This window comes from Agromyces sp. S2-1-8, assembly GCF_021129215.1.
Lineage (GTDB): Bacteria > Actinomycetota > Actinomycetes > Actinomycetales > Microbacteriaceae > Agromyces > Agromyces chromiiresistens.
This window is the reverse complement of record NZ_JAJOLP010000001.1, coordinates 1,640,304-1,664,179: the sequence shown is the minus strand read 5'-3', so window position 1 is coordinate 1,664,179 and position 23,876 is coordinate 1,640,304. Positions and strand designations below refer to the sequence as shown.

Below are 23,876 nucleotides of genomic sequence, written 5' to 3'. Positions count from 1 at the left end.
CCCCGGATAACAATCGAGGGCCTGATGTGGGTCCGTGCGATGCGCATGGGCCATAATCGGCAGGTACCGTCGACGACGCCGTCGGCGGAAAGGACCGGTCCCGGAGGTCCACACCATGCCCTCCGGTGGCCCCTTGGAGGTGCAGTGGAACCCACGAGATCTGTCCAGACTCGCTCTCGCGGGAGGTGGCTCCTACTCCTCGGAATACTCCTGTCCGCACTCACTCTGTCCGGCATCGCAGCGTCCCCTGCGGTGGCGGAGGATGGGAGTGCGGCCTCGGCTTCCGACGAGTACGAGTACCACTTCTCGGGCAATGTGCAGTACAACGACGAACCACTCGAAGGCGTGAAGATCACGGTCGAGGGCGGCGGATTCTCCGCCGACACCGAGACCGACGCCGACGGCAAGTGGACGATCGGCGTGCCCGAGAAGACCGAGTACACCGTCGAGCTCGACGAGGACACGCTGCCCGACGGCGTCGTGGTGGCGAAGGGCGAGAACCCCCGCACCGCGGAGTTCGGGCTCACGAACAACAAGTCCGTGAACTTCTTCCTCGGCGAGGGCACCCGGGTGACCGTGTCGTTCTTCGACCAGTTGATCAACCGCGTCGTGAACGGCTTGAACTTCGGCCTGCTGCTCGCCCTCGCGGCGATCGGGCTCTCGCTCATCTACGGCACCACCGGGCTCAGCAACTTCGCGCACTCCGAGATGATCACCTTCGGCGCGCTCATGACGCTGACCTTCTCGTCGGACGTGGGCCTGCCGATCGGCATCGCGATCCTCATCGCGATCCTGCTGAGCGCGGGCCTCGGCTGGGGGCTCGACGCCGCACTCTGGAAACCGCTGCGGAAGCGGGGGGTCGGCGTCATCCAGCTCATGATCGTGAGCATCGGCCTCGCGCTCGCGATGCGCTACACGTTCCAGTTCTTCTACGGCGGCCAGACCCGGCAGCTGCCGGGTGCGTCGCCCGCCGAGTTCCACCTCGGCCCGCTGTCGCTGTCGTGGGTGGATGTCGCGAGCATGGGCATCAGCATCATCGTGCTGCTCGGCGTCGCCTGGTTCCTCCTGCGCACCCGCATCGGCAAGGCGACGCGCGCCGTCTCCGACAACCCGAGCCTCGCCTCCGCGAGCGGTATCGACGTCGACGGCACCATCCGCATCGTGTGGGTGCTGGGCGCAGCGCTCGCGGGCCTCAGCGGCATCCTCTGGGCCTACTACCGTCCGGGCGTGAGCTGGGACATGGGCTTCCAGATCCTGCTGCTCGTGTTCGCCGCCGTCACCCTCGGCGGGCTCGGCACGGCGTTCGGCGCACTCGTCGGCTCGCTCATCGTCGGACTGTTCGTCGAGCTCTCGACGCTCTGGCTTCCGGCAGACATGAAGTTCGTCGCGGCACTGGTGATCCTCATCCTCGTGCTGCTGTTGCGTCCGCAGGGCATCCTCGGTCGCCGAGAGCGGATCGGCTAGGAGGCCCGAAATGATCGACTGGGGAGCAATCTTCTCGAACGCGGCCGTCGAGGTGCTGAGCCCGACCACCGCCGCCTACGCCCTCGCGGCCCTCGGCCTCGCCGTGCACTTCGGCTACACGGGCCTGCTGAACTTCGGCCAGGCCGGCTTCATGGCGCTCGGCGCATACGGCTACGCCATCTCGGTGCTCACCTTCGGCTTCCCCGTCTGGGCCGCCGTGCTGGTCGCCGTCGGCGCATCCGTCGTGTTCGCGCTCATCCTCGGCATCCCGACCCTGCGGTTGCGAGCCGACTACCTCGCGATCGTCACGATCGCGGCGGCCGAGATCCTGCGACTGCTGTTCACCACGAACACCTTCCGCGACGTCACCGGCTCGGCGAACGGCCTCAGCGAGTACAAGGCCGGCTTCCGGGCGCTCAACCCGTTCAGCTTCTCGGGCAAGGCGGGCTTCGGGCCCTGGATGTTCAGCGCGAACGACTGGTGGAACATCGTGGTCGCGTGGACGATCGTCGCCCTCGCGTGCGTGCTCGTCTGGGTGCTCATGCGGAGCCCGTGGGGCCGCGTGCTCAAGGGCATCCGCGAAGACGAGGACGCGGTGCGCTCGCTCGGCAAGAACGTCTACTCGTACAAGATGCAGAGCCTCATCCTCGGTGGTGTCTTCGGCACATTCGCCGGCATGATCTTCATCCTGCCGCGAGCCGTCGTGCCCTCGAACTACGCGACGTCGCTCACGTTCTTCACCTGGGCGATCCTGCTGCTCGGCGGCGCTGCGACCGTGCTCGGCCCGGTGCTCGGCTCGATCGTGTTCTGGGTCGCGCTGTCGTTCTTCTCCGGATTCGTCGCCCGTGCGGTCGAGGCCGGCTGGCTGCCGATCTCCGAGGTGCAGTCGGGCCAGCTCCGCTTCATCCTGGTCGGCGTGGCGATCATGCTCATGGTCGTGTTCAGACCACAGGGCATGCTCGGGAACAAGAAGGAGATGTCCTTTGTCAAGTGACGCCATCCCCACGAAGAAGCCGGTCAAGAGCGTCGGCCTGCACGTCGGCGACGCCGTGCCGGGCTGCAAGAAGACCGATCCGATCCTCATCGCCGACGGGGTCAAGCGCACCTTCGGCGGCCTCACCGCGGTCGACGTCGCGCACGTCGAGGTCCCGCGCGGCGCCATCACGGCCCTCATCGGGCCGAACGGTGCCGGCAAGACGACCTTCTTCAACCTGCTGACCGGGTTCGACAAGCCCGACCACGGCACGTGGAGCTTCGACGGCAAGTCGCTCGCGCACGTGCCGGCCTTCAAGGTCGCGCGGCTCGGGCTGATCCGCACGTTCCAGCTCACCAAGGCGCTCGGGCTCCTGACCGTCATGGACAACATGAAGCTCGGGGCGACCGGCCAGCGGGGCGAGAACCTCTTCCGCGCCATGCTGCCGTTCCTCTGGCGCAAGCAGGACGACGAGATCGAGGCGAAGGCGCTCGAGCTGCTGGGCCGGTTCAAGCTCGATGCCAAGAAGGACGACTACGCGGCGAGCCTCTCCGGCGGCCAGCGCAAGCTCCTCGAGATGGCGCGGGCGCTCATGAGCGATCCGACGCTCGTCATGCTCGACGAGCCGATGGCCGGTGTGAACCCGGCGCTGACGCAGTCGCTGCTCGACCACATCCTCGACCTGAAGACCCAGGGCATGTCGGTGCTCTTCGTCGAGCACGACATGCACATGGTGCGCCACATCGCCGACTGGGTGATCGTGATGGCCGAGGGCAAGGTCGTCGCCGAGGGCGACCCGTACACGGTCATGCAGGATCAGGCGGTGATCGACGCGTACCTCGGCCAGCACCACGACCAGGATCTCGGCGCGACCGACACCGGCCACGTCGAAGCGCTGAAGGAGCTCATCGATGACGAACAATAGCCCCGCCCCCGCCGTCGAGCAGCCGCCCGCGGGCGACCTCGTCGTCGACGTGCGCAGCATCACGGCCGGGTACCTCCCGGGCGTGAACATCCTCAACGGGTGCTCGCTGACCGCGGCGCCCGGCGAGCTGATCGGCATCATCGGCCCCAACGGGGCCGGCAAGTCGACGCTGCTCAAGTCGATCTTCGGCCTCGTGAAGGTGCGCGAGGGCGGCATCTTCCTGAACGGCGAGGAGATCACGAACCTCAAGGCGAACAAGCTCGTCGCAAAGGGCGTCGGCTTCGTGCCGCAGACGAACAACGTGTTCCCGTCGCTCACCATCCGCGAGAACCTCGAGATGGGCATCTACCTGCGCCCGAAGGGGCTCGGCGAGCGACTCGAGTTCGTCACGGCGATCTTCCCCGAGCTCGGAAAGCGACTCAGCCAGCGGGCCGGTTCGCTCTCGGGCGGCGAGCGCCAGATGGTGGCGATGTCGCGGGCGCTCATGATGGGCCCGCACGTGATGCTGCTCGACGAGCCGAGCGCCGGCCTCTCGCCGGTCAGGCAGGACGAGGCCTTCCTCCGCGTCAAGGAGATCAACAAGGCGGGCGTGACGACCATCATGGTCGAGCAGAACGCCCGGCGATGCCTGCAGATCTGCGATCGCGGCTACGTGCTCGACCAGGGTCGCGACGCCTACACCGGCACCGGTCGTGAGCTGCTCAACGACCCGAAGGTCATCGGCCTCTACCTGGGCACGCTCGGTCAGGACGAGGAGTGACCAGCTCCTGAACCACGACGAACGGGCGGATGCTGCGGCATCCGCCCGTTCCCATGTCCGCGGGGCCGGGTCGCCGCCTCCGCGGCCGCGACGTCCGCGAGGTGGTGTCGCGCGTTTCGGCCGGCACCGGGGCGTTCCCCGCCGTTCGTGCGACTCGCATCGCGGAGTCGCGCAGACTGCCCGCGGCATCCCCGCGGTGCGACCGTTCACGCGATCCCACATCGTGGAGTCGCGCGCACTGCCCGCAACATCCCCGCCGTGCGACCGTCTGCGCGACCTCAGGTCGGCGGCAGGCTGCGCGAGACGGTGCCGTTGGCGCCGCTCACGGCCGGCGCACGAGAAACGGCCCCGGCGCGATGCGCCGGGGCCGTTCCGAATGTCGCTGAACGCTTAGTTGATGCGCTCGGAGACGTTCTGGTCGTTGTACTCGTAGATGCCGATCGTGGCGCCCGTGGGGTCGCCGTTCTCGTCGAACGTGATCGGGCCCGACAGACCGTCGTAGTCGATCTGCTCGCCCTCGGCGAGGAGCTTGGCCGCCGACTCGAAGTCGGTGACCTTCTCGCCGCCGCCGGTCGTGCCGGAGATCTGCGTCAGGTAGTCGGCGATCGACTGGCCGCTCGTGTCGTTGGCCGCGTAGGCCGCGAGCGCGAACAGCACGATGTTGTCGTACGACTCCGCCGCGTAGGTGAAGTCGGTCAGGCTCGGGTCGATCTCCTTCAGGCGCTCGGTGAAGTCGCCGAGCGAAGCGAGGTCGAGACCGGGCGTGGTCGCCTTCGAGCCGGCGATGAGGCCGGGAGCGAAGTCCGCGCTGTAGTCGAGACGGTTGCCGTCGGTGAGGTAGATCTTGTCACCGGGGAAGCCGCCGCCGACGAGGTCGGGGATGATGACCTTCGCCTCGTTGAACGAGATGATCACGATCGCGTCGGGGTTCTGCGCCGTCACGTCGCCGATCTGGGTCGAGAAGTTCGTGTCGCCCGTGTTGAACGACGACTCCGCCACGACCTCGCCGCCGGCACCCTCGAACGCGTTCTTCGTCGCCTCGGCGAAGCCCGTGCCGTAGGCATCGTTCTGGTAGATGATGCCGAGCGTCGAGTTGCCGTCTTCGGCGGCCAGGTTGCCGAGCACCTCGCCCTGCAGCAGGTCGGAGGGAGCGGTGCGCCAGTAGAGCCCGTTGTCGTCGATGGTCGACAGGTCGAGACCCGTGTTCGACGGCGACATGAGCACGACGCCCGCGCTCGTGACCTGCTCGTAGATGTTGCGGGTCGTCGCCGACGCCGCAGCGCCCGAGATGGCCGAGACGCCGCCCGAGAGCAGGTCGGTGACCGAACCCGTCGCGACGTCGACCGTGCTGTCGCCCTCGTCGCGGAGGGTCAACTCGATGTTGATGCCGAGGTCGGCGGCGTTGATGTCGTTGACCGCGAGCTGGGCAGCCGCGATCTGGGGCGGGCCGAGCACCGCGAGCGTGCCGCTCTGCGGTGCGAGCTGGCCGACCTTCAGGGTCAGGTCGCGCTCGCCGGCCTCGATCGGCTGGGCATCGCCGGTGTCGGCGGGCTTCTCGCTCTCGGTCGACGACGGTGACCCGCCTGAGGTGCACGCGGTGAGCAGGAGGGTGCTGACGCCGACGATGGCGAGACCCGTCCAGGCTGCGCGCGCAGAACGCTTGGCCGAAGCCTTCGCGAAGACGCTCATGTTGCTCCTTGGGACTGAAGGAATTCGTTACACAATCAAGCGTCAGTCCTGACGCCGTTGATTGACAGTATTGCGGGCCCACCGCGGAAACAAGTCACCGCGGTCACAACCCGGTAACACCGGCCGGATCGTTACCGGGTCGACACCTGCGCGGCCTCCGACGCACGGAATCCGCGTCATGCGGTGTCATCTGCTGCGGATTCCGCCGTTCGGGACTCCGGCCGCCGAAGGTCCGCCGAAGTCCGTCAGACGGGCTCGGCGACGATCCGTCGCGCCGCACGGCCGCGACGCACGAGGTCGACGGTGAGCACGGCGAGCGCGACCCAGACGAGGGCGAACCCGATCCACCGCTCGGGCGGCATCGGCTCGCCGAGCACCGCGACGCCGACGATGAACTGGATGAACGGCGCGAAGTACTGGATGAACCCCATGTAGATGAGCGGCAGCCGCCGCGATGCCGCGGCGAACAGCAGCAGCGGCACCGCCGTGACGACGCCGGCGAGCGAGAGCAGCACCGCGTGCCAGGCCCCCTCGGCGCCCATCGTGAGACCTTCGGTCGCGGCGATCCACCACAGCTGCGCGGCAGCGACGGGCGCGAGCCAGAGCGTCTCGAGCGTGAGGCCCGACACGGCGTCGACCCTGGGGCCGACGCGCTTCTTGATGAGCCCGTAGAACCCGAACGAGAACGCGAGCAGCAGCGCGATCCAGGGGAACTGCCCGTGCCCGACCGCGAGCACGACGACCGCGACGATCGAGATGCCGACGGCCACCCACTGCGTCGGGTTGAGGCGCTCGCGCAGCACGAGCACGCCGAGGAAGATCGTCACGATCGGGTTGATGAAGTACCCGAGGGATGCCTCGACGACCTGCTCGTTCACCGCCGCGTAGACGTACGTCTCCCAGTTGACGAAGATCAGGGCGCCCGCCGCGGCCATCGTGAAGAGCACCCGGCGGTTGCGCAGGAGCGCGACGAACTTCGACCATCCGCGGGTGACGGTGATCAGCAGGGCGCAGAAGACGAGCGAGAGCAGGATGCGCCACGCGACGATCTCGACCGACCCGGTGGGTGCGAGCGCGATGAAGTAGATGGGGAGCACGCCCCAGAGCAGGTACGCGGAGATCGCGTAGCCGAGACCCGCTCGGCTGATCGCGCCGTGATCGGCGTGGGCTGAGCGGGAATTCACCGATCCAGCCTACGCCCGGCGGGCGACACCGCCGTTTCGGGGCACCCTTCGGGCCCCAGGAACGCCGAACGGCCCGGATACCGAGGCATCCGGGCCGATCGTGAAGGTTTCGGGTCGCTCAGCGAACGACGACCGCGAGCACGTCGCGGGCCGAGAGCACGAGGAAGTCCTCGCCACCGAACTTGACCTCGGTGCCGCCGTACTTCGAGTAGATGACCTTGTCGCCGACCGCGACGTCGAGCGGAACGCGGTTGCCGTTGTCGTCGATGCGACCGGGACCGACGGCGACGACCTCGCCCTCCTGCGGCTTCTCCTTCGCAGTGTCGGGGATGACGAGACCCGACGCGGTGGTCTGCTCGGCCTCGACCTGCTTGATGACGATGCGATCCTCGAGCGGCTTGATGGAAACCGACACGGTTACCCCTTTTCTAGACGAATGCCGTCTTTTGACGAAAGACTGGTTAGCAGCCTCGGAGCGAGAGTGCTAAGCCGAGTCTAGGCGCGTTCTGGCACTCGTGCAACGTGAGTGCCAGCGCCGTTCACGCGCGGCGAACACGAGCGACCGACGCGGCCGTGCGGGCCGCTCGTCCGGTGCTAGCGTTGCCGGGTGGAACGCTCCGACCTCGTCGAACTCCTCTCCCCCGAAGGCCTGCGCCTGCTCGACGAGCTGCCCGAGTGGGACTCGAAGGCCGACATCGTGAAGACCGTGGCCGAGCTGCGCCGGAGGGGCTACGCCGCCGGCCTCGTCGCGGCCGTGCTCAGCCAGTCGAAGCTGCGCGCGAAGGCTGCCGCGAAGTTCGGCCCGTTCGCCGCGCGCATGCTGTTCACCGAGCCCGGCCTCGAGCAGGCCACCCGGCTCCAGGTCGCCGCCCTCCACGCTGGTCGCTTCTCGCGCGCGGGCGTCCGCCACGTCGCCGACCTCGGCTGCGGCATCGGCGGCGACGCTTTGGCCATGGCCGCGATCGACCTCGAGGTCACCGCGGCCGAGGCCGACGAGGTCACCGCGGCGATCGCCGCCTACAACCTCACCCCGTTCCCCCAGGCGCGCGTCCTCCACGCTCGTGCCGAGGACGTCGCGCTGGGCGGCATCGACGGCGCCTGGCTCGATCCGGCGCGGCGCACCACGGCGGGCGGCACCACGACCCGCATCGCGGATGCCTCGGCGTACTCGCCGAGCCTGGATTTCGCCTTCGGGCTCGCCGAGCGGATGCCCGTCGGCGTGAAGCTGGGCCCGGGCACCGATCGCGACGTGATCCCCGCCGGTGCCGAGGCGCAGTGGGTCTCGGTCGACGGCGACGTCGTCGAGCTCGCCGTCTGGCTCGGCGTGCTCGCCCGACCGGGCGTCGGGCGATCTGCGCTCGTCATCCGCGGCGATGCCGCACACGAACTCGCCGCCGCGGCCGACAGCGAGGACGCCCCCGACGGCCCGCTCGGCGACTATCTCTACGAACCCGACGGTGCGGTCATCCGCGCACGGCTCATCGGCGATCTCGCGCGCGAGCACGGCGCCTGGATGCTGAGCCCGGGCATCGCGTACCTCACGGCCGACACGGCGTTCGACTCCCCGTTCGCCAGGGGCTTCCGCGTGATCGAACGGCTGCCGGCCGACGAGCGGGGCCTGCGCCAGGCGCTGCAGTCGCGCGGCGTCGGCACCGTCGAGATCAAGAAGCGCGGTGTCGACGTCGATCCGGCGACGCTGCGCACGCGGTTGAAGCTGCGCGGAACGGAACGGGCGACGATCGTGCTCACCCGCGAGCAGGGCCGGCACGTCGCGCTGCTCGTCGAACGGCTCGAACCCGCCGTCTGAGGCGCGCCCCGCGCAGGAGGACGGGTCTCGACACCCGTCGCGACGCTCAGACCGGCAGGGCGCCGAAGACGATCGCGTAGTAGCCGATCCAGACCGCGGAGAAGACGAGCCCGGCGAGCCCGGTGCCGATGCCCACGAAGGCGAGCGCGCGCCCGTGCTCCTCACGGCGCAGGCCCAGCACGCCGAAGACGATCGCGGCGATCGAGAGCGGCAGCATCCAGCCCACGAAGAGCGACGCCGCCGCGCCGATCACACCCGTGACGGCGGCCACCCAGCTGTAGGCCCGGCGCTGCTGCTCCTCTTCGATCTCGATGGACTCGGCGGTGTCGTAGCCGGCCCGATGCACGATGAGCAGCTGGCCGGTCGAGATGCGGCGCAGCTGGCCGGTGTCGACGGGAACCTCGAACTCGCGGGCGTCCGCCTCCCGGATCACGGGGTCGGCCCGGAATGTCGGTTCCGCGGGGCGGTACGGAGCGAGCGGGTCGACCGGGTCGGCCCGGTCGACGGCGAGCGCCGGCTCGGCCCGCTCGTTCGAGGGCGCCGCCTCAGTCTGCGCGAGCGATGCGGCCGCGACAATCGGCTCGGCCCCGGCGGCCGGGACGACCGGCCGGGCGTCGGTTTCCGCGACGACCGGCTCGGCGCCGGCGGCCGGAACGACCGGTTCGACGCCGGCCGCCGCCGGCTCCGCCGGCTCCGCCGGCTGCGCCGGCTCCGCCGGCTGCGCCGGCTGCGCATCGGCGGCCGGCTCCGCCCGCGGCACGGGCGGAGCCGGAAAGCGGTCGGGGGCCTCGCCGTTCGGCGAAGCCCCCTCGCGTTCGGTCATCTCGTCGCTCAGTAGTCGTAGTCGTAGTCGTACGACGGGACCGTCGAGAAGAACACACCCCAGAGCACGAACGACAGCAGCGCGATCGCGATGCCGACGAAGCCGAGGATGATGCCGGTGAGCCACATGCCCTTGGCCTGCGGCTCCTTGCTCTTGCCGAGGAAACCGAGCACCACGGCGGCGCCCGGGATGAACAGCTGGAGCACGCCGCCGATGAAGGGCAGGAACACGACGGCGAAGCCGACGAGTCCCACGATGCCGGCGATCAGCGAGATGAGGCTGAGCACAGGGGTCTTCTTGGCGGGCGCGGCGCCGTACGCGGGCGCCGCATACGCGGGCGCACCGCCTGCGGGCCCGCCGTAGCCGGGCTGCGGTGCCGGGGCACCGTACGCGTTCGGCGGAGGCGGAGGCGTCGTCGCACCGTAGGCGGGCGGCGCCGTCGTCTCGCCTGCACCGTACACGGGCGGTGCCGGGGGTGCCGGCGGCTCGGGAGCCGCCGGCGGTTCGGGCGCCGCGGGGGGCTCGGGTGCGCTCGGCACCTCGGGCCCGGCCGCGGCGGCGTCGACCGGCACGACCGGCTCGGGCTCGCCGGGGATACCTGGCTCCGCCGGGGCGGGCAGGTCGGGCTCGGGAACGTTCGGCACCTCGGGCTCCACCGGCGCGCCGGGGACCTCGGGGGTCTCTGGCACCTCGTCGGGATTCTTCGGGTCGGTCATTTCTTCCCCCATTCGGTGAGCCGAGTCAGTCGGCTCAGTAGCTGTCGATGGTCGAGCTGACGGTCGCGAGGTACGCGTACGCGATGATCGCGAGGATGATCGCGATGATGAAGAGCGCGATGCCGACGAAACCGAGGATGATGCCGGTCAGCCACATGCCCTTCGACTGCGGCTCCTTCTTCTTGGCGATGAAGCCGAGGACGATCGCAGCGACCGAGAGCAGGATGCCGAAGTAGAACCAGGCGCCGATCACGCCGACGATGCCGGCGACGAGCGAGAGGATGCTGAGCACCTTCGACGGCGCAGCGGGCGCCGCGTACGCGGGCGCCGCCGGCGCGGCGGGCGCGCCGTAGGCCGGCGCGGCCGGTGCTGCGGGAGCTGCCGGAGCGGGCGGAACAGGCTGGGCGGCGGGCTGGCCTGCGGGCTGCTCGGGAAGGTTCGGGTCGGTCACTGTGGTTTCCCCTCGATGCTGTGTGTGATGCGCTCATGCCGGTTCGGCAGGCGCTCCGGGCGCGACGGATGTCGACGACCCGGGTCGTTTCGCCCCCACACTATCGCGCAAGCCCCCTCGCGCACAGGATTCTTGCGTCAGTCGACCTGGATCTCGGTCACGGGCAGCGTCGAGTCGGCTCCGAAGCCGAGTCCCGACGGCGCATGGCCGGCCATCACGAGCTGCGCGCCGAGCGCCGCGATCATCGCGCCGTTGTCGGTGCAGAGCGACAGCGGCGGGATGCGCAGCGCGATGCCCGAGGCATCCGCCCGCTCGCTCGCGACCTCGCGGAGCCTCGCGTTCGCGATGACGCCGCCGCCGAGCAGCAGCCGCGGCACGCCGAGCTCGGTGCAGGCGTCGATCGCCTTCGAGACGAGCACGTCGACGACCGCTTCGCGGAAGCTCGCCGCGACGTCGGCCATCGGCACGGCCTCGCCGGCGGCCTCGCGCTGCTCGACCCAGCGGGCGACCGCGGTCTTCAGACCGGAGAAGCTGAAGTCCCAGCGATGCGCGACGAGGTCCTTCGGTCGCGTCAGCCCGCGCGGGAAGCGAATCGCGTCGGGGTCGCCGCCCATGGCCGCCCGGTCGATCTCGGGGCCGCCCGGGTAGGGCAGTCCGAGCACGCGGGCGACCTTGTCGAACGCCTCCCCCGCGGCGTCGTCGATGGTCTCGCCGAGCAGCTCCACATCGGAGACGAGGTCGCGTACGAGGAGCAGCGACGTGTGTCCTCCGGAGACGAGGAGCGCCACCGTCGGCGTCTCGAGCGGATCTGCGGAATCGAGCAGGTCGGCGCCGACGTGCCCCACGAGGTGGTTGACGGCGTAGATCGGCAGGCCCTTCGAGATGGCGAGGGCCTTCGCCGCGCCGACCCCGACCATGAGCGCGCCGGCGAGGCCGGGACCGCTCGTCACGGCCACGGCGTCGAGGTCGTCGAGGTCGACGGATGCCTCGGCGAGCGCCGCCCTGATGGTGGGGCCGAGCGCCTCGAGGTGGGCGCGTGCGGCGACCTCCGGCACGACGCCGCCGTAGCGGGCGTGCTCCTCCATCGATGAGGCGATGACGTTCGCGAGCAGGGCGTCGCCCCGAACGATGCCGACCCCGGTCTCGTCGCACGACGTCTCGATGCCGAGGACGAGCGGTTCGCGGGTGTTCATCGGGCGCCTCCGGCAGGTCTGGCGGGTCGAGCACCTTCGGGGGCGTCGCTCGCGGGGCGCGTCACCGCCGGCGGCACGTCGAGCCGCATGAGCACGGCGTCGACGCCGTTGCGGTAGTACCGCGGGCGGACGCCGATCTGCACGAAGCCGAGCGAGTCGTAGAGGGCGCGCGCGACGGGGTTGTCGGCACGGACCTCGAGGAAGAGCTGCGCGATGCCGCGTCGGCGCGACTCCGTGATGAGCGCGTGCATGAGCCCGCGGCCGAGGCCCACGCCCCGCGCGGCCGGGTCGACCGCGATCGTCTGGATGTCGCCCTGATCGCCGCCCCGCGGTGCGAGCAGGCCGGCGTAGCCGAGCAGCGGCGGCCACGAGGCATCCACGTCGTCGTCGGAGTGGTCGTCGCCGGAGCGCTCGCCGTCGCCTGCGGCACGGTTCGCGACCTCGTCGTCGACCGCGACGAGGTAGTACCCGTGCGGGCTCTCGATCTCGCGCAGCATGGCCTCCTCGGGCCAGGCGTCGTCGGTGAACGTCGCCCGTTCGAGCTGCATGATCGCCTCGAGGTCGGTGGTCCGTGCCCGTCGCATGAAGACGCTCACCTCAGCACCCGCTTTCCGGCGGAGGGGGTCACGTCGGGGGCGCGCAGGTAGAGCGGGGCGTCGCCGGTGAGCGGCAGCCGTCGTGCCGCGAACGCGAGTTCGGCGAGCGCGCCGACGGCGGCGGCCGACACGACCGCCGCCTCGAACCGGAGGCCCCGCGGCTCGGGCAGCGCGTCGCGGGGCACGAGCCCCGGCCCGCTGCGGCGCACGGGCAGCCCGTCGGCGTCGAGGCCGTCGTATTCGGAGATCGCGTATTCGCGCCGCCTCGCGTCGGTGACGACCTGGAGCGGGCCCTCGTCGCCGGCGGTGTAGCGGCTCCAGGCGATCGCGTCGTGGCTCGGCACGGGCACGAACGGCCGGTCGATGCCGAGCGCGAAGGCGTGCGCCGCGGCGATGCCGACGCGCAGGCCCGTGAACGGTCCCGGCCCCATGCCGCCGGCGACGCCCGAGAGCCGTGCGGGTTCGACCCCCGCCTCGGCGAGCGCGTCGCGGATGAAGCCCCCGATCACCTCGGCGTGGCGCATGGTGTCGTCGGTGCCGACCTCCGCCAGCGTTCGCAGCTCGTGGGTCGCACGGTCTCGATCGACCACCGCGACACTCGTGCCGGTCGACGTGTCGATCGCAAGCAGCATGCCTCAAGCCTAATTCGGGAGACGGGCGAGGAGGGGCCCGGTGAGGGTGACGGTGCGCGGCTCGTCGCCGTCGAGGTCGGATGCCTCGGGCTCGGCGTCGCCCGGCGACTTCGCGCCGGTCGGGCGCTCGATCACGACCTCGAGCCACGCGTCGCCGGCTTCCTCGACGAGTCCGGCGCCCCACTCGACGACCACGACCGATCGGTCGAAGTCGAGGTCGAGGTCCTCGACGAGCTCGGCGCTGCCGAGGCGGTAGGCGTCGACGTGCACGAGCGGCGGGCCGTCGACGAGGCTCGGGTGAGTGCGGGCGAGCACGAAGGTCGGGCTCTGCACCGGGCCGCGTACGCCGAGGCCCTCGCCGATGCCGCGCGTGAGGGTGGTCTTGCCCGCGCCGAGCGGCCCCGTGAGCACGACGAGGTCGCCGGCGCGCAGCGCGGCGCCGAGGCGACGGCCGAGCTCCTCCATGGCGTCCGCGTCGGCGATCTCGATCGTGCGGCTCACAGGTCTTCGGCCTCGGGCCAGGGCACCGTGCGCGGGCCGCCCGTGTAGCGGCGCGGCACGCGCGGGCCGATGCGGGTGACGATCTCGTAGCCGATGGTGCCGGCCGCGGCGCCCCACTCGTCCGCGGTCGGCGCGCCGGTCGCCGGGTCGCCGAAGACGACGACCTCGTCGCCCACCGCGACGGGTGCGTCGCCGGCGTCGACGATGAACTGGTCCATCGCGATGCGGCCGACCACGGGGCGGCGACGGCCGCCGATGAGCACCTCGGCGCCCTGCCCCGACGCCTGCCGGGGAATGCCGTCGGCGTAGCCGAGCGGCACGAGCGCGAGGGTGGTCTCGGCGTCGGCGTGCCAGATGTGGGCGTAGGAGGCCCCCGTGCCGGCGGCGACGCGGCGCACGGCCGCGACCTTCGCACGGAGGGTCATCGCCGGGGTGAGCCCGAGGTCGGCCGACGTCGTGCCGTCGCCGAAGGGGGTGAGCCCGTAGAGGCCGATGCCGATCCGCACGGCGTCGTAGCGGGAGGCCGGGTCGCGCAGCGCCTGCTCGCTCGACGCGATATGGCGCAGCCGGCCGGTGAGTCCCGCGGCCTCGGCCACGGCGAGCGCGCGCCCGAAGGCCGCGAGCTGGTCGGCGTCCACCTCGCGCGACGTGTTCGCGAAGTGGCTGAAGACGCCGGCCACACCGAGGCGCCCGGCCTGTTCGAGTTCGGCCGCACGGGCGACGACGACGGGCCACTCCGCCTCGGGCACCCCGTTGCGGCTGAGGCCGGTGTCGATCTTGAGGTGCACGTGCGCCGCAGCCTCGGGGGCGGCGGCGGCCACCCGCTCGAGCTGGGCGAGACTCGAGACGCCGATCTCGATGTCGGCCCGGATCGCCGAGGCGAAGTCGGCGTCGGGGTCGTGCAGCCATGCGACGATCGGCGCGTCGATGCCGGCGTCGCGGAGTTCGAAGGCCTCCTCGAGGTCGGCGACGCCCAGCCGCGTCGCTCCGCCCGCGAGCGCGGCGCGGGCCGCCTCGACGGCGCCGTGCCCGTACGCGTCGGCCTTCACGACGGCCACGATCTCGGCGGGTGCGACGCGTTCGGCGATCACGCGGACGTTGGCCGTGATCGCGTCGAGGTCGACCCGGGCCTCGCGGAACGGGTGCGACGCGCGAGACGCGTGCGCCCCGCCGGCGGCACGGGCCGAGGCATCCTGCTCGCTCATCGGCCGCTCACCGCCTCGAGCACGACGAACGCGCTCGCGATGCCGGCATCGTGGCTCATCGACAGGTGCACGCGGTCGATGCCGAGTGCGGCGACGTGCGCGGCGAGCGCGCCCGAGAGCTCGAAGTCGGGGTTGCCCTCGACGTCCTGGACGATGCGCATGTCGTGCCAGCGGATGACCGCGTGACCGCCGAGTGCCTTGATGAGCGCCTCCTTCGCGGCGAAGCGGGCCGCGAGCGATCGCGGCGGCCGACTGCGTTCGCTCTCGGCGAACAGGCGCTCGACGAGCGCGGGGGTCCGGGCGATCGAGCGCTCGAAGCGCTCGATGTCGACCACGTCGATGCCGATGCCGGCGATCACTCGGCCCCCGCGCCCTGCGTCACTCGACCGTCACCGACTTGGCGAGGTTGCGCGGCTGGTCGACGTCGAGGCCCTTCGCCTGCGAGAGCTCCATGGCGAAGATCTGCAGCGGGACGACGGCGAGGAGCGGCTCGAAGAGCGGCGCGGCCAGCGGGATGCGCAGCACCTCGTCGGCGAACGGCAGCACCGCGGCGTCGCCGGCCTCGGCGATCGCGATGACGCGGGCGCCGCGGGCGCGGATCTCCTGGATGTTCGAGACGACCTTCGGGTGCAGGTTCGCGGAGCCGCGCGGGCTCGGCACGACCACGAAGACGGGCTGGCCGGGCTCGATGAGCGCGATCGGGCCGTGCTTGAGCTCGCCCGCGGCGAAGCCCTCTGCGTGGATGTACGCGAGCTCCTTGAGCTTCAGCGCGCCCTCGAGGGCGATCGGGTAGCCGACGTGGCGCCCGAGGAAGAGCACCGAACGGGTGTCGGCCATCCAGTGCGCGAGCTGCGTGACCTTCTCGGCCTCGCCGAGCACCTGCTCGAGCTTCTCGGGCACCGCCGAGAGCTCGGCGAGCTGCTCCGCGATGGCCTCGGCGTCGAGCGTTCCGCGCACGCGGGCGAGGTGGAGGCCGAACAGGTAGAGCGCCGCGATCTGGGCGACGAAGGCCTTCGTCGACGCGACCGCGACCTCGGGTCCGGCGTGCGTGTAGACGACCGCGTCGGACTCGCGCGGGATCGTCGCGCCCTGCGTGTTGCAGATCGAGATCGTGCGGGCGCCCTGCTCACGGGCGTACTTGACCGCCATGAGCGTGTCCATGGTCTCGCCCGACTGGCTGATCGAGACCACGAGCGTGTCGGCGTCGAGCACCGGCTCGCGATAGCGGAACTCGTGGCTCAACTCGATCTCGACGGGAATGCGCGCCCACTGCTCGATCGCGTACTTCGCGACCATGCCGGCGTACGACGCGGTGCCGCACGCGATGACGGTGATGCGACGGATGCCGCGGAGCTCGTCGTCGTCGAACGACTCGAGCTCGGGGATCACGACGGCACCGTCGACGATGCGGCCGCGGAGGGTGTTGGCGACCGCCTCGGGCTGCTCCGACACCTCCTTGCGCATGAACGACGACCAGCCGCCCTTCTCGGCCGCCGAGGCGTCCCAGGCGACCTCGAAGGCCTCGACCTCGACCGGCTCCCCGTCGAAGTCGGTCACGACGACCTCGTCGGCGGTGATCGCGACGATCTGGTCCTGGCCGATCGCGACGGCGCGCTTCGTGAACTCGACGAACGCGGCGACGTCGGAGCCGAGGAAGTTCTCGCCCTCGCCGAGACCGATCACGAGCGGCGAGTTGCGGCGGGCGCCCACGACGACGCCGGGCTCGGCGCGGTGCACGGCGAGCAGCGTGAACGCGCCCTCGAGACGCGAGACCGTGTTGCGGAACGCCGTGCGCAGGTCGCCGGCCGCGCGGTACTCGCGGCCGAGGAGCACGGCCGCGACCTCGGTGTCGGTCTCGGACTCGAACGCGTAGCCCTCGGCGAGCAGTTCGTCCTTGAGGTCGGCGAAGTTCTCGATGATGCCGTTGTGGATGAGCGCGAGCCGCCCTTCATCGCCGAGGTGCGGGTGCGCGTTGCGGTCGGTCGGTCCGCCGTGCGTCGCCCAGCGCGTGTGCCCGATGCCCGTGCCGCCGTGGTGCAGCGGGTTGCGCTCGAGCTCGTCGGCGAGGACCTTGAGCTTGCCGGCCCGCTTCGCGGTCTCGATGGCACCGTCGTCGTCGACGACCGCCACCCCCGCCGAGTCGTAGCCACGGTATTCGAGGCGGCGCAGGCCACCCATGAGGACGTCGAGGCTGTTGCGCTCTCCGACGTATCCGACGATTCCACACATGGGGGCGATTCTACTGGCGCGCGGCTGCATGAATTCCCGGAGGGGTGGGCGGGGAGTCCTCGCTCGGGCGCGCATTACACTGGCACGGTGCCGGATCCGCAGAGTTCGTCGTCGCATGCTGCGCAGATCTCGCCGTTCATCGAGCTCGATCGGTCCGACTGGGCGGCGCTCGCACCGTCGATGCCGTCGCCTCTGCACGAGACCGAGCTCGTGAAGCTCAGGGGCCTCGGCGAGCCGCTCGACCCGACCGAGGTGGCCGAGGTCTACCTGCCGCTCAGCCGGCTGCTGAACCTCTACGTCGGCGGCACGAAGTCGCTGCACAAGGTCACGAGCGAGTTCCTGCGCGAACGCGCCGAGCCGACGCCGTTCGTGATCGGCGTCGCCGGATCGGTCGCCGTCGGGAAGTCGACGATCGCGCGCCTCCTGCGCGAGCTCCTCGCGCGCTGGGAGCACACGCCCCGCGTCGAGCTCGTCACGACCGACGGGTTCCTCTTCCCCAACGCCGAACTCGAACGACGCGGGCTCATGGCCCGGAAGGGCTTCCCCGAGTCGTACGACCGGCGCGCGCTGCTGCGCTTCGTGAGCGAGGTGAAGGCCGGCGCCGCCGAGGTGCGGGCGCCCTTCTACTCCCACCTGGCCTACGACATCGTGCCCGACGCGCAGGTCACCGTGCGCCGCCCCGACGTGCTCATCGTCGAGGGGCTGAACGTGCTTCAGCCGCCCGGCCCCGGGCACCGGCTCGCGGTCAGCGACCTGTTCGACTTCACGATCTACGTCGATGCGCGCACGAGCGACATCGCGCGCTGGTACGAGGAGCGCTTCCTGAAGCTCCAGCGCGGGGCGTTCGCGAACCCGCGCTCGTACTTCCACCGCTTCGCGTCGCTGACCGAGGAGGAGGCGCGCCACCGAGCGCGCGAGATCTGGCATTCGATCAACGAGCCGAACCTGCTGCAGAACATCAGGCCGACGCGCTCGCGCGCCTCGCTCGTGCTGCGCAAGAGCGCCGACCACACCGTGTCGAGCGTGCTCCTGCGCAAGCTCTGAGGGCGCAGACGCGAATCGCCCGCTCCCGTGCGGGACGCGGGCGATTCTGCGGTGCGTACGGCGCTACAGCGCGAGCTCCGACTTCACGACCTCGGCCAGGGCGGCCGCGTGCCGCTCGGCGATCGACTGCTCGGACGCCTCGACCATGACCCGCACCATCGGCTCGGTGCCCGACGGGCGCAGCAGCACGCGACCCGAGTCGCCGAGCTCGGCCTCTGCGGCCTCGACCGCCGCGGCGACGCCGTCGTTCGCGCCGAGCGCGTGGTGGTCGACCCCGCGCACGTTCACGAGCACCTGCGGGTAGACCGTCATCACCGACGCGAGCTCGGCGAGCGACTTGCCCGTGCGCGCCATCTCGGCCACCAGGTGGAGGCCGGTCAGCACGCCGTCGCCGGTCGTCGCGTACTCGCTCATGATGACGTGGCCCGACTGCTCGCCGCCGAGGGAGAGCCCGTGCGCCGCGAGCGCCTCGAGCACGTACCGGTCACCGACCTTCGTCTCGACGATGCGGATGCCGTGCTCGGCCATCGCACGCTTGAGCCCGAGGTTCGACATGACCGTGACGACGAGCGTGTCGTCGGTGAGCTTGCCGCGCTCCTTCATCGAGAGCGCGAGGATCGCCATGATGCGGTCGCCGTCGACGATCTCACCTGCGGCGTCGACGGCCAGGCAGCGGTCGGCGTCGCCGTCGTGCGCGATGCCGACGTCGGCGCCGTGCGCGAGCACGGCGGCCTGCAGCTTGTCGAGATGGGTCGAACCGACGCCGTCGTTGATGTTGATGCCGTCGGGGTCGGCGCCGATGACGATGACTTCGGCGCCGGCGTCCTTGAACGTCTCGGGAGAGACGCCCGCCGCTGCGCCGTGGGCGCAGTCGAGCACGACCTTGATGCCGTCCAGCCGGTTCGGCAGCGTGCCGAGCAGGTGCACGACGTAGCGGTCCTCTGCGTCGGCGAAGCGGCGGATGCGACCGACGCCGTCACCGACCGGCGCGAGCTTCTGCTTGCCGAGGTACGACTCGATGCGGTCCTCGACCTCGTCGGGCAGCTTCGTGCCGCCGTAGGAGAAGAACTTGATGCCGTTGTCGGGCGCCGGGTTGTGCGACGCCGAGATCATGACGCCGAAGTCGGCCTTGATCGAGTCGATGAGGAAGGCCGTCGCCGGCGTCGGGATGACCCCGGCGTCGAGCACGTCGACGCCGGAGCTCGCGAGGCCGGCCGCGACCGCTGCGGTGAGGAACTCACCGGAGACGCGGGGATCGCGCGCGACGACGGCGACGGGACGCCTGCCCGCCGCACGGTTCTCGTCGGCGTGGCGCCCCTGCGTGAGGACGGCGGCAGCCGCCTGGGAGAGGCCCAGGGCCAGGTCAGCCGTGAGTTCACGGTTGGCCAGGCCCCGGACCCCGTCGGTTCCGAAAAGCCGAGGCATGCGGAAAGGCTCGCCGAAGACTTAGCGCTTCGAGAACTGGGGAGCCTTGCGGGCCTTCTTGAGACCGGCCTTCTTGCGCTCGATGACGCGGGCGTCACGCGTGAGGAAGCCGGCCTTCTTGAGGGTCGGACGGTTGTTCTCGCGGTCGATCTCGTTGAGCGCACGCGCGATCGCGAGGCGCAGCGCGCCGGCCTGGCCCGAGGGGCCGCCGCCGGTGATGCGGGCGATCACGTCGTACGAGCCCGCGAGCTCGAGCACGGTGAACGGGTCGGTGATGAGCTGCTGGTGGAGCTTGTTCGGGAAGTAGTCCGCGAACTCGCGGCCGTTCACCGTGATGGTGCCGGCGCCCGGGACGACGCGCACGCGGGCGATGGCCTGCTTGCGGCGGCCGACGGCCGCGCCCGAGACGTTGAGGACGGGGCGGGGGGCCGCCGGAGCAGCCGCCGGGGCGCTCTCGGTCGTGTAGCTCTCAGGAGCCTGGTCGATCTGGTCTGCGATCTTCGCCATGGTGGTTGTGAATCCTTAGTTCGAGAAGGTCGAGTGCGCCGGGCTTACTGGGCGACCTGGGTGAGGGTGTACGGCTTCGGCTGCTGAGCCGCGTGCGGGTGCTCCGGGCCGGCGTAGACCTTCAGCTTCTTGAGCTGCTGGCGGCCGAGCGAGTTCTTCGGGAGCATGCCGCGGATCGCCTTCTCGACGGCGCGGACGGGGTTCTTCTCGAGGAGCTCGGCGTAGCCGACGGCCTTGAGGCCGCCCGGGTAGCCCGAGTGGCGGTACGCCTTCTTCTGCTCGAGCTTCTGGCCCGTGAGGGCCACCTTCTCGGCGTTGACGATGATGACGAAGTCACCGGTGTCGACGTGGTTGGCGAAGATCGGCTTGTGCTTGCCGCGCAGCAGGGCTGCGGAGTGGCTCGCGAGACGACCGAGCACGATGTCGGTCGCGTCGATGACGACCCAGTCGCGCTGGATCTCGTTCGACTTCGGGGTGTAGGTGCGCGTCACGGAAGTGCTGCTTTCTGATCGAGTGAGGGGTTCGTGAATCCCACTCCGTGGGGTGTTCGGGCGCGATGCGCGCGAACGCCTCGGTGGAGGGCTCAACATCGGGTACCGCCGCAGAGTGCGGCACCAAAGGGAGAGCTTACCAGCTTCGGCCCGCGTTGCAGAATCCGCGCCTCATTCGACGAGGTCCGGGATGCCGCTCACGTGCAGTTCCCGGCGCGCCCGCGTCTGCGCGGCCCGGGCCTCGAGTTCGTGGTCGCCGGGGTAGCCGACCTCGGTGAGCACCAACCCCTTCGCCGGCATCACCTTGAAGGCGCTCGTGCGCTCGGCCGCGGCGAGCAGCCGCTCGGGGTCGTCGTCGGCGAGCTTGCCCTCCCCCACCGCGACGCACGCGCCGACGAGCGCCCGCACCATCGAATGGCAGAACGCGTCGGCCTGCAGCGTGGCGACGAGCACGCCGCCTTCCCCACGGCTCCAGCCGTAGGCCTGCAGCGTGCGGATCGTCGTCGCCTCCTCGCGCGGCTTGCAGAACGCGGCGAAGTCGTGGAGACCGAGCAGTCGCGTCGCCGCCCGGTCCATCGCGTCGACGTCGAGCGTGCGCGGAAACCAGACGGTGCGGTTGCGCGTCAGCGGGTCGCGCAGCGTCGCGCCGTCGGCGATGCGGTACTCGTAGCGTCGCCAGACGGCCGAGAAGCGCGCGTCGAACCCGGCAGGCGCGGTCTCGGCATGCGTGATGACGACGTCGGCGTCGGCGGAGCCGAGGATGCCGGTCAGCCGGCGGAGCAGCACCGCCGCCGGGTCGTCGGCGACGCCGCTCGACGCCTCCCCTCGCCGGGGCCGCGTGACGGCGGAGAGCGCCCCCGCGGGCACATCGAGGTGCGCGACCTGGCCGAGCGCATGCACGCCCGCGTCGGTGCGCCCCGCGACCGTCAGCCGGGGCAGCACCCGCTCGCGGCGGAAGAGCGTCGCGAGCGCGGCCTCGAGCGTGCCCTGCACCGTGCGCAGCCGGGGTTGCGCCGCCCAGCCCTTGAAGTCGGTGCCGTCGTACGCGATGCCGAGCCGGATGCGCACCGTCTCGTCCGCGCTGCCGGTCACGGCGATCGGGGATGCCTCGGCCGAGCCGCCGGCCGGCGTCCGGCCGGCCTCGGACAGCACTCCGTTCGCCGGGGCGGGCGCCGTGCCCGCGGCATCCGCCTCGCTCGTGACCATACCGCCAGCCTAGGCGCGCGCCGCGGCGGCGACCGCGTCGACCTCGTCGGCGCGGGGGCGCGGCGCGCGCGGCCCGGGCCCTCCGACGATGAGGGCGATCACCGCGAGCGTCACCAGCGACCAGCCCAGCAGGCCGTGCACCAGCGGCACGTAGCCCATCGTCAGGAACACGCCCACGCCGGCGACCGCGCAGAGCGCCCAGGTCACCACCATCACGAGGGGCGTCCGTCGTTCGACCGGCGCCGGCCAGTGCGCCTCGAGCTTCGGCACGACGAGGCAGCATCCGGCGATCACGATGGCGATCGCGAGGATCCACAACGGCCGCGTCGCCCACCACGTCGGCGACAGCACGGGCGGGAAGGGCAGGCCGATCGTGAGCTGGGCGGCCGTGACGACGGCCATCGCGAAGGTGTGCCAGAGATAGATGACCATGCCGTACACGCCGAACACGAAGACGAGCCCGAGCACGGCCCGGTGTCCGACGAACCGCCTGATCGCCGGCTGGAGCAGGGCGAACAGGCAGACCTGGCCGAGCGCGAGGGCGAGGATCGCGACGCTCGGCGGGTTGAGGTTGTCGAGCATGTCGTGCGAGTAGCCGAACCCGGCGACGAGTACGCCGATGAACCCGTAGGCACCGATCGCGAGGCCCGCGAGCAGCCACGGCGACCGACGGGCGAACCAGCCGTCGCGCAGCCCGAAGCCGAGCTGCTGCGCGAACAGCCAGACGAAGACCCAGTTGAGTGCGCCGAGCGGCAGGCCCGCGCCGCGGGTCGACGCATCGACGACCGCCGCGGCACCGGCGAGGCCGAGGTACGTCGGCCATGGCGCGTGCCGGTGCAGCCACGACATCACCGGCACCAGCGCGGTGCAGATGAGGTAGACGGGGATGAACCAGAGCGGCTCGGCGAGCCGCAGGGCGAAGCCCTGCACGAACCCGGGGTCGGCGCCGGATGCGAGCATGAGCGCGAGCACGAGGCCGACGGCCGCGGTCACCGAGACGACGGGCTGCGCGAGGCGCACCGCCCGCACCCTGATGTAGTGCGCGACGGTCTCGCCGTGCCCTCGCAGGCGACGCCACTGCGTGATCGACGCGAACCCGCCGCAGATGAAGAACACCGGCATGATCATGAGCGGCCAGGTCGCCCAGGCGAGCGGCTCGAAGCCGTCGAGCGCGTTGAACGCGCGAAGCGGGTCACCGCCGATGCCCATCTGCATGGCGTGCAGGACGACGACGACGGGGAGGCACATCGCACGGGCGAAGTCGATCGAGAGGTCGCGGTCCTCGGGGATCCGCACCGGTGCGCGCACGCCGTTCCTTCCGTCTCGACGGCGGCCGCGCGTTCGGCGGCCCGGCCCTCGGCGAGCCGGTCCATCCGCTCGCGACGACGATTGTGGCACAGATGCGAACGGGCCCCTGTGCGCAATGCAAAGGGGCCCGTCGTCGGTGCTGGGCGAGGCTACTTGGCCTCGGCCGCCTCGGTCTCCTCGGCGGGAGCCTCGGCCGACTCCTCCGACGCCTCGGCGCCGGCGGCCTCGTCGACCGCGGCCTCGGCCTCGGTCACGACCTCGTCGGCAGCGGTCTCGTCAGCGGCGGGCGCCTCGTCGACGACCGGCGCGGCGGCGGCCGGCTTGGCGGCGCGCTGCTTCTTCACGACCGGCTCGAGCACGAGCTCGATGACCGCCATGGGCGCGTTGTCGCCCTTGCGGTTGCCGATCTTCGTGATGCGGGTGTAGCCGCCCTCACGGTCGGCGACCTGCGGCGCGATGACCGCGAACAGCTCGTGCACGACGGCCTTGTCGCCGATCACGGCGAGCACGCGACGGCGGGCGTGCAGGTCGCCGCGCTTCGCGAAGGTGACGAGGCGCTCGGCGAGCGGGCGGAGCCGCTTGGCCTTGGTCTCGGTGGTGGTGATGCTCTTGTGCGTGAAGAGCGCAGCCGCGAGGTTCGCGAGCATCAGTCGCTCGTGCGCGGGTCCGCCTCCGAGGCGGGGGCCCTTGGTGGGCTTCGGCATGGTTCGTTATCTCCAGGTAGTGAGGGGGTCGGGCAGGCGCTGC

At 71.1% G+C, this 23,876-nt stretch carries 25 protein-coding genes; 6 read left to right on the top strand and 19 right to left on the bottom strand.

Annotated features, from left to right (window positions below):
* Window positions 1-144 precede the first annotated feature (144 nt).
* From LR269_RS07580 to LR269_RS07565, 4 genes are read left to right on the top strand one after another with little or no spacing between them, the layout of a single operon-like run.
* A complete protein-coding gene (locus LR269_RS07580) occupies window positions 145-1,464 on the top strand; it encodes a branched-chain amino acid ABC transporter permease (RefSeq protein ID WP_374201099.1) in 1,320 nt (439 codons plus the stop codon).
* Window positions 1,465-1,477: 13 nt separating this feature from the next.
* Window positions 1,478-2,458 carry a branched-chain amino acid ABC transporter permease gene (locus LR269_RS07575; protein ID WP_231432278.1) on the top strand — a complete coding sequence of 327 codons (981 nt, stop codon included), beginning with the start codon at window positions 1,478-1,480 and terminating at the stop codon, window positions 2,456-2,458.
* Between the two features lie 4 nt (window positions 2,459-2,462).
* Window positions 2,463-3,362 carry an ABC transporter ATP-binding protein gene (locus LR269_RS07570; RefSeq protein ID WP_231432277.1) on the top strand — a complete coding sequence of 300 codons (900 nt, stop codon included), beginning with the start codon at window positions 2,463-2,465 and terminating at the stop codon, window positions 3,360-3,362.
* A complete protein-coding gene (locus LR269_RS07565) occupies window positions 3,349-4,122 on the top strand; it encodes an ABC transporter ATP-binding protein (RefSeq protein WP_231430131.1) in 774 nt (257 codons plus the stop codon). The genes LR269_RS07570 and LR269_RS07565 overlap by 14 nt, the downstream gene beginning before the upstream one ends.
* 390 nt (window positions 4,123-4,512) lie before the next feature.
* Here the strand turns inward: LR269_RS07565 and LR269_RS07560 are convergent, their stop codons facing one another.
* From LR269_RS07560 to groES, 3 genes are all read right to left on the bottom strand, one after another.
* Window positions 4,513-5,811: an ABC transporter substrate-binding protein gene (locus LR269_RS07560; RefSeq protein WP_231430130.1), complete on the bottom strand. Its 1,299-nt coding sequence runs from the start codon at window positions 5,809-5,811 to the stop codon at window positions 4,513-4,515.
* A gap of 245 nt (window positions 5,812-6,056) precedes the next feature.
* Entirely contained in the window at window positions 6,057-6,995 is a 939-nt protein-coding gene (gene rarD / locus LR269_RS07555; RefSeq protein WP_231430129.1) for an EamA family transporter RarD, read from the bottom strand.
* A 118-nt stretch (window positions 6,996-7,113) separates the two neighbouring features.
* Window positions 7,114-7,410 carry a co-chaperone GroES gene (gene groES, locus LR269_RS07550; RefSeq protein ID WP_022889766.1) on the bottom strand — a complete coding sequence of 99 codons (297 nt, stop codon included), beginning with the start codon at window positions 7,408-7,410 and terminating at the stop codon, window positions 7,114-7,116.
* 192 nt (window positions 7,411-7,602) lie between these two features.
* Between groES and LR269_RS07545 the strand changes: the two genes are divergently transcribed.
* On the top strand, window positions 7,603-8,802 hold the full coding sequence (locus tag LR269_RS07545; protein WP_231430128.1) for an SAM-dependent methyltransferase: 1,200 nt from the start codon (window positions 7,603-7,605) through the stop codon (window positions 8,800-8,802).
* Between the two features lie 46 nt (window positions 8,803-8,848).
* Here LR269_RS07545 and LR269_RS07540 read toward each other — a convergent pair whose 3' ends face one another.
* The 10 genes from LR269_RS07540 to glmS form a co-directional block, all read right to left on the bottom strand.
* Window positions 8,849-9,625, bottom strand: a complete 777-nt coding sequence (locus LR269_RS07540; RefSeq protein ID WP_231430127.1) for a DUF4190 domain-containing protein — start codon at window positions 9,623-9,625, stop codon at window positions 8,849-8,851.
* An 8-nt stretch (window positions 9,626-9,633) separates the two neighbouring features.
* The gene (locus LR269_RS07535) at window positions 9,634-10,341 is read right to left on the bottom strand and encodes a DUF4190 domain-containing protein (RefSeq protein ID WP_231430126.1); all 708 of its coding nucleotides are present in this window, start codon (window positions 10,339-10,341) and stop codon (window positions 9,634-9,636) included.
* Between the two features lie 34 nt (window positions 10,342-10,375).
* Window positions 10,376-10,792, bottom strand: a complete 417-nt coding sequence (locus LR269_RS18905) for a DUF4190 domain-containing protein (RefSeq protein ID WP_231430125.1) — start codon at window positions 10,790-10,792, stop codon at window positions 10,376-10,378.
* Window positions 10,793-10,929: 137 nt separating this feature from the next.
* Window positions 10,930-11,985, bottom strand: coding sequence for a tRNA (adenosine(37)-N6)-threonylcarbamoyltransferase complex transferase subunit TsaD (gene tsaD / locus LR269_RS07525; protein WP_231430124.1), 1,056 nt, complete (start codon window positions 11,983-11,985; stop codon window positions 10,930-10,932).
* A complete protein-coding gene (locus LR269_RS07520) occupies window positions 11,982-12,569 on the bottom strand; it encodes a GNAT family N-acetyltransferase (protein ID WP_231430123.1) in 588 nt (195 codons plus the stop codon). Before LR269_RS07520 ends, tsaD begins: the two co-directional genes overlap by 4 nt.
* 8 nt (window positions 12,570-12,577) lie before the next feature.
* The gene (gene tsaB, locus LR269_RS07515; RefSeq protein WP_231430122.1) at window positions 12,578-13,213 is read right to left on the bottom strand and encodes a tRNA (adenosine(37)-N6)-threonylcarbamoyltransferase complex dimerization subunit type 1 TsaB; all 636 of its coding nucleotides are present in this window, start codon (window positions 13,211-13,213) and stop codon (window positions 12,578-12,580) included.
* A 9-nt stretch (window positions 13,214-13,222) separates the two neighbouring features.
* Window positions 13,223-13,678, bottom strand: a complete 456-nt coding sequence (tsaE, locus tag LR269_RS07510) for a tRNA (adenosine(37)-N6)-threonylcarbamoyltransferase complex ATPase subunit type 1 TsaE (RefSeq protein WP_231432276.1) — start codon at window positions 13,676-13,678, stop codon at window positions 13,223-13,225.
* 32 nt (window positions 13,679-13,710) lie between these two features.
* The gene (gene alr, locus LR269_RS07505) at window positions 13,711-14,919 is read right to left on the bottom strand and encodes an alanine racemase (protein ID WP_231430121.1); all 1,209 of its coding nucleotides are present in this window, start codon (window positions 14,917-14,919) and stop codon (window positions 13,711-13,713) included.
* Complete coding sequence (locus LR269_RS07500) at window positions 14,916-15,278, bottom strand: holo-ACP synthase (RefSeq protein WP_231430120.1); 363 nt, start codon at window positions 15,276-15,278, stop codon at window positions 14,916-14,918. The genes alr and LR269_RS07500 overlap by 4 nt, the downstream gene beginning before the upstream one ends.
* A gap of 19 nt (window positions 15,279-15,297) precedes the next feature.
* A complete protein-coding gene (gene glmS / locus LR269_RS07495; RefSeq protein WP_231430119.1) occupies window positions 15,298-17,148 on the bottom strand; it encodes a glutamine--fructose-6-phosphate transaminase (isomerizing) in 1,851 nt (616 codons plus the stop codon).
* A gap of 87 nt (window positions 17,149-17,235) precedes the next feature.
* Between glmS and coaA the strand changes: the two genes are divergently transcribed.
* On the top strand, window positions 17,236-18,192 hold the full coding sequence (coaA, locus tag LR269_RS07490) for a type I pantothenate kinase (RefSeq protein WP_231430118.1): 957 nt from the start codon (window positions 17,236-17,238) through the stop codon (window positions 18,190-18,192).
* Window positions 18,193-18,255: 63 nt separating this feature from the next.
* Here the strand turns inward: coaA and glmM are convergent, their stop codons facing one another.
* The 6 genes from glmM to rplQ form a co-directional block, all read right to left on the bottom strand.
* Window positions 18,256-19,617 carry a phosphoglucosamine mutase gene (glmM, locus tag LR269_RS07485; RefSeq protein ID WP_231430117.1) on the bottom strand — a complete coding sequence of 454 codons (1,362 nt, stop codon included), beginning with the start codon at window positions 19,615-19,617 and terminating at the stop codon, window positions 18,256-18,258.
* Window positions 19,618-19,638: 21 nt separating this feature from the next.
* On the bottom strand, window positions 19,639-20,124 hold the full coding sequence (gene rpsI, locus LR269_RS07480) for a 30S ribosomal protein S9 (RefSeq protein WP_231430116.1): 486 nt from the start codon (window positions 20,122-20,124) through the stop codon (window positions 19,639-19,641).
* 44 nt (window positions 20,125-20,168) lie between these two features.
* Window positions 20,169-20,615, bottom strand: a complete 447-nt coding sequence (gene rplM, locus LR269_RS07475; protein WP_231430115.1) for a 50S ribosomal protein L13 — start codon at window positions 20,613-20,615, stop codon at window positions 20,169-20,171.
* A gap of 171 nt (window positions 20,616-20,786) precedes the next feature.
* On the bottom strand, window positions 20,787-21,683 hold the full coding sequence (truA, locus tag LR269_RS07470) for a tRNA pseudouridine(38-40) synthase TruA (protein WP_231432275.1): 897 nt from the start codon (window positions 21,681-21,683) through the stop codon (window positions 20,787-20,789).
* 147 nt (window positions 21,684-21,830) lie between these two features.
* On the bottom strand, window positions 21,831-23,129 hold the full coding sequence (locus LR269_RS07465; protein WP_231430114.1) for an acyltransferase: 1,299 nt from the start codon (window positions 23,127-23,129) through the stop codon (window positions 21,831-21,833).
* 149 nt (window positions 23,130-23,278) lie between these two features.
* Window positions 23,279-23,833 (bottom strand): 50S ribosomal protein L17, encoded by a 555-nt coding sequence (gene rplQ / locus LR269_RS07460; RefSeq protein ID WP_231430113.1) that lies wholly within the window; start codon window positions 23,831-23,833, stop codon window positions 23,279-23,281.
* Window positions 23,834-23,876: the final 43 nt, after the last annotated feature.

Bases quoted from the DNA above. Each gene is read 5' to 3' on its own strand.
- LR269_RS07565 (WP_231430131.1), top strand. From the start codon at position 3,349: ATGACGAACAATAGCCCCGCCCCCGCCGTCGAGCAGCCGCCCGCGGGC.
- LR269_RS07560 (WP_231430130.1), bottom strand. From the start codon at position 5,811: ATGAGCGTCTTCGCGAAGGCTTCGGCCAAGCGTTCTGCGCGCGCAGCC.
- LR269_RS07540 (WP_231430127.1), bottom strand. From the start codon at position 9,625: ATGACCGAACGCGAGGGGGCTTCGCCGAACGGCGAGGCCCCCGACCGC.
- LR269_RS07535 (WP_231430126.1), bottom strand. From the start codon at position 10,341: ATGACCGACCCGAAGAATCCCGACGAGGTGCCAGAGACCCCCGAGGTC.
- tsaD (WP_231430124.1), bottom strand. From the start codon at position 11,985: ATGAACACCCGCGAACCGCTCGTCCTCGGCATCGAGACGTCGTGCGAC.
- LR269_RS07520 (WP_231430123.1), bottom strand. From the start codon at position 12,569: ATGCGACGGGCACGGACCACCGACCTCGAGGCGATCATGCAGCTCGAA.
- tsaB (WP_231430122.1), bottom strand. From the start codon at position 13,213: ATGCTGCTTGCGATCGACACGTCGACCGGCACGAGTGTCGCGGTGGTC.
- tsaE (WP_231432276.1), bottom strand. From the start codon at position 13,678: ATGGAGGAGCTCGGCCGTCGCCTCGGCGCCGCGCTGCGCGCCGGCGAC.
- alr (WP_231430121.1), bottom strand. From the start codon at position 14,919: ATGAGCGAGCAGGATGCCTCGGCCCGTGCCGCCGGCGGGGCGCACGCG.
- glmS (WP_231430119.1), bottom strand. From the start codon at position 17,148: ATGTGTGGAATCGTCGGATACGTCGGAGAGCGCAACAGCCTCGACGTC.
- glmM (WP_231430117.1), bottom strand. From the start codon at position 19,617: ATGCCTCGGCTTTTCGGAACCGACGGGGTCCGGGGCCTGGCCAACCGT.
- rpsI (WP_231430116.1), bottom strand. From the start codon at position 20,124: ATGGCGAAGATCGCAGACCAGATCGACCAGGCTCCTGAGAGCTACACG.
- rplQ (WP_231430113.1), bottom strand. From the start codon at position 23,833: ATGCCGAAGCCCACCAAGGGCCCCCGCCTCGGAGGCGGACCCGCGCAC.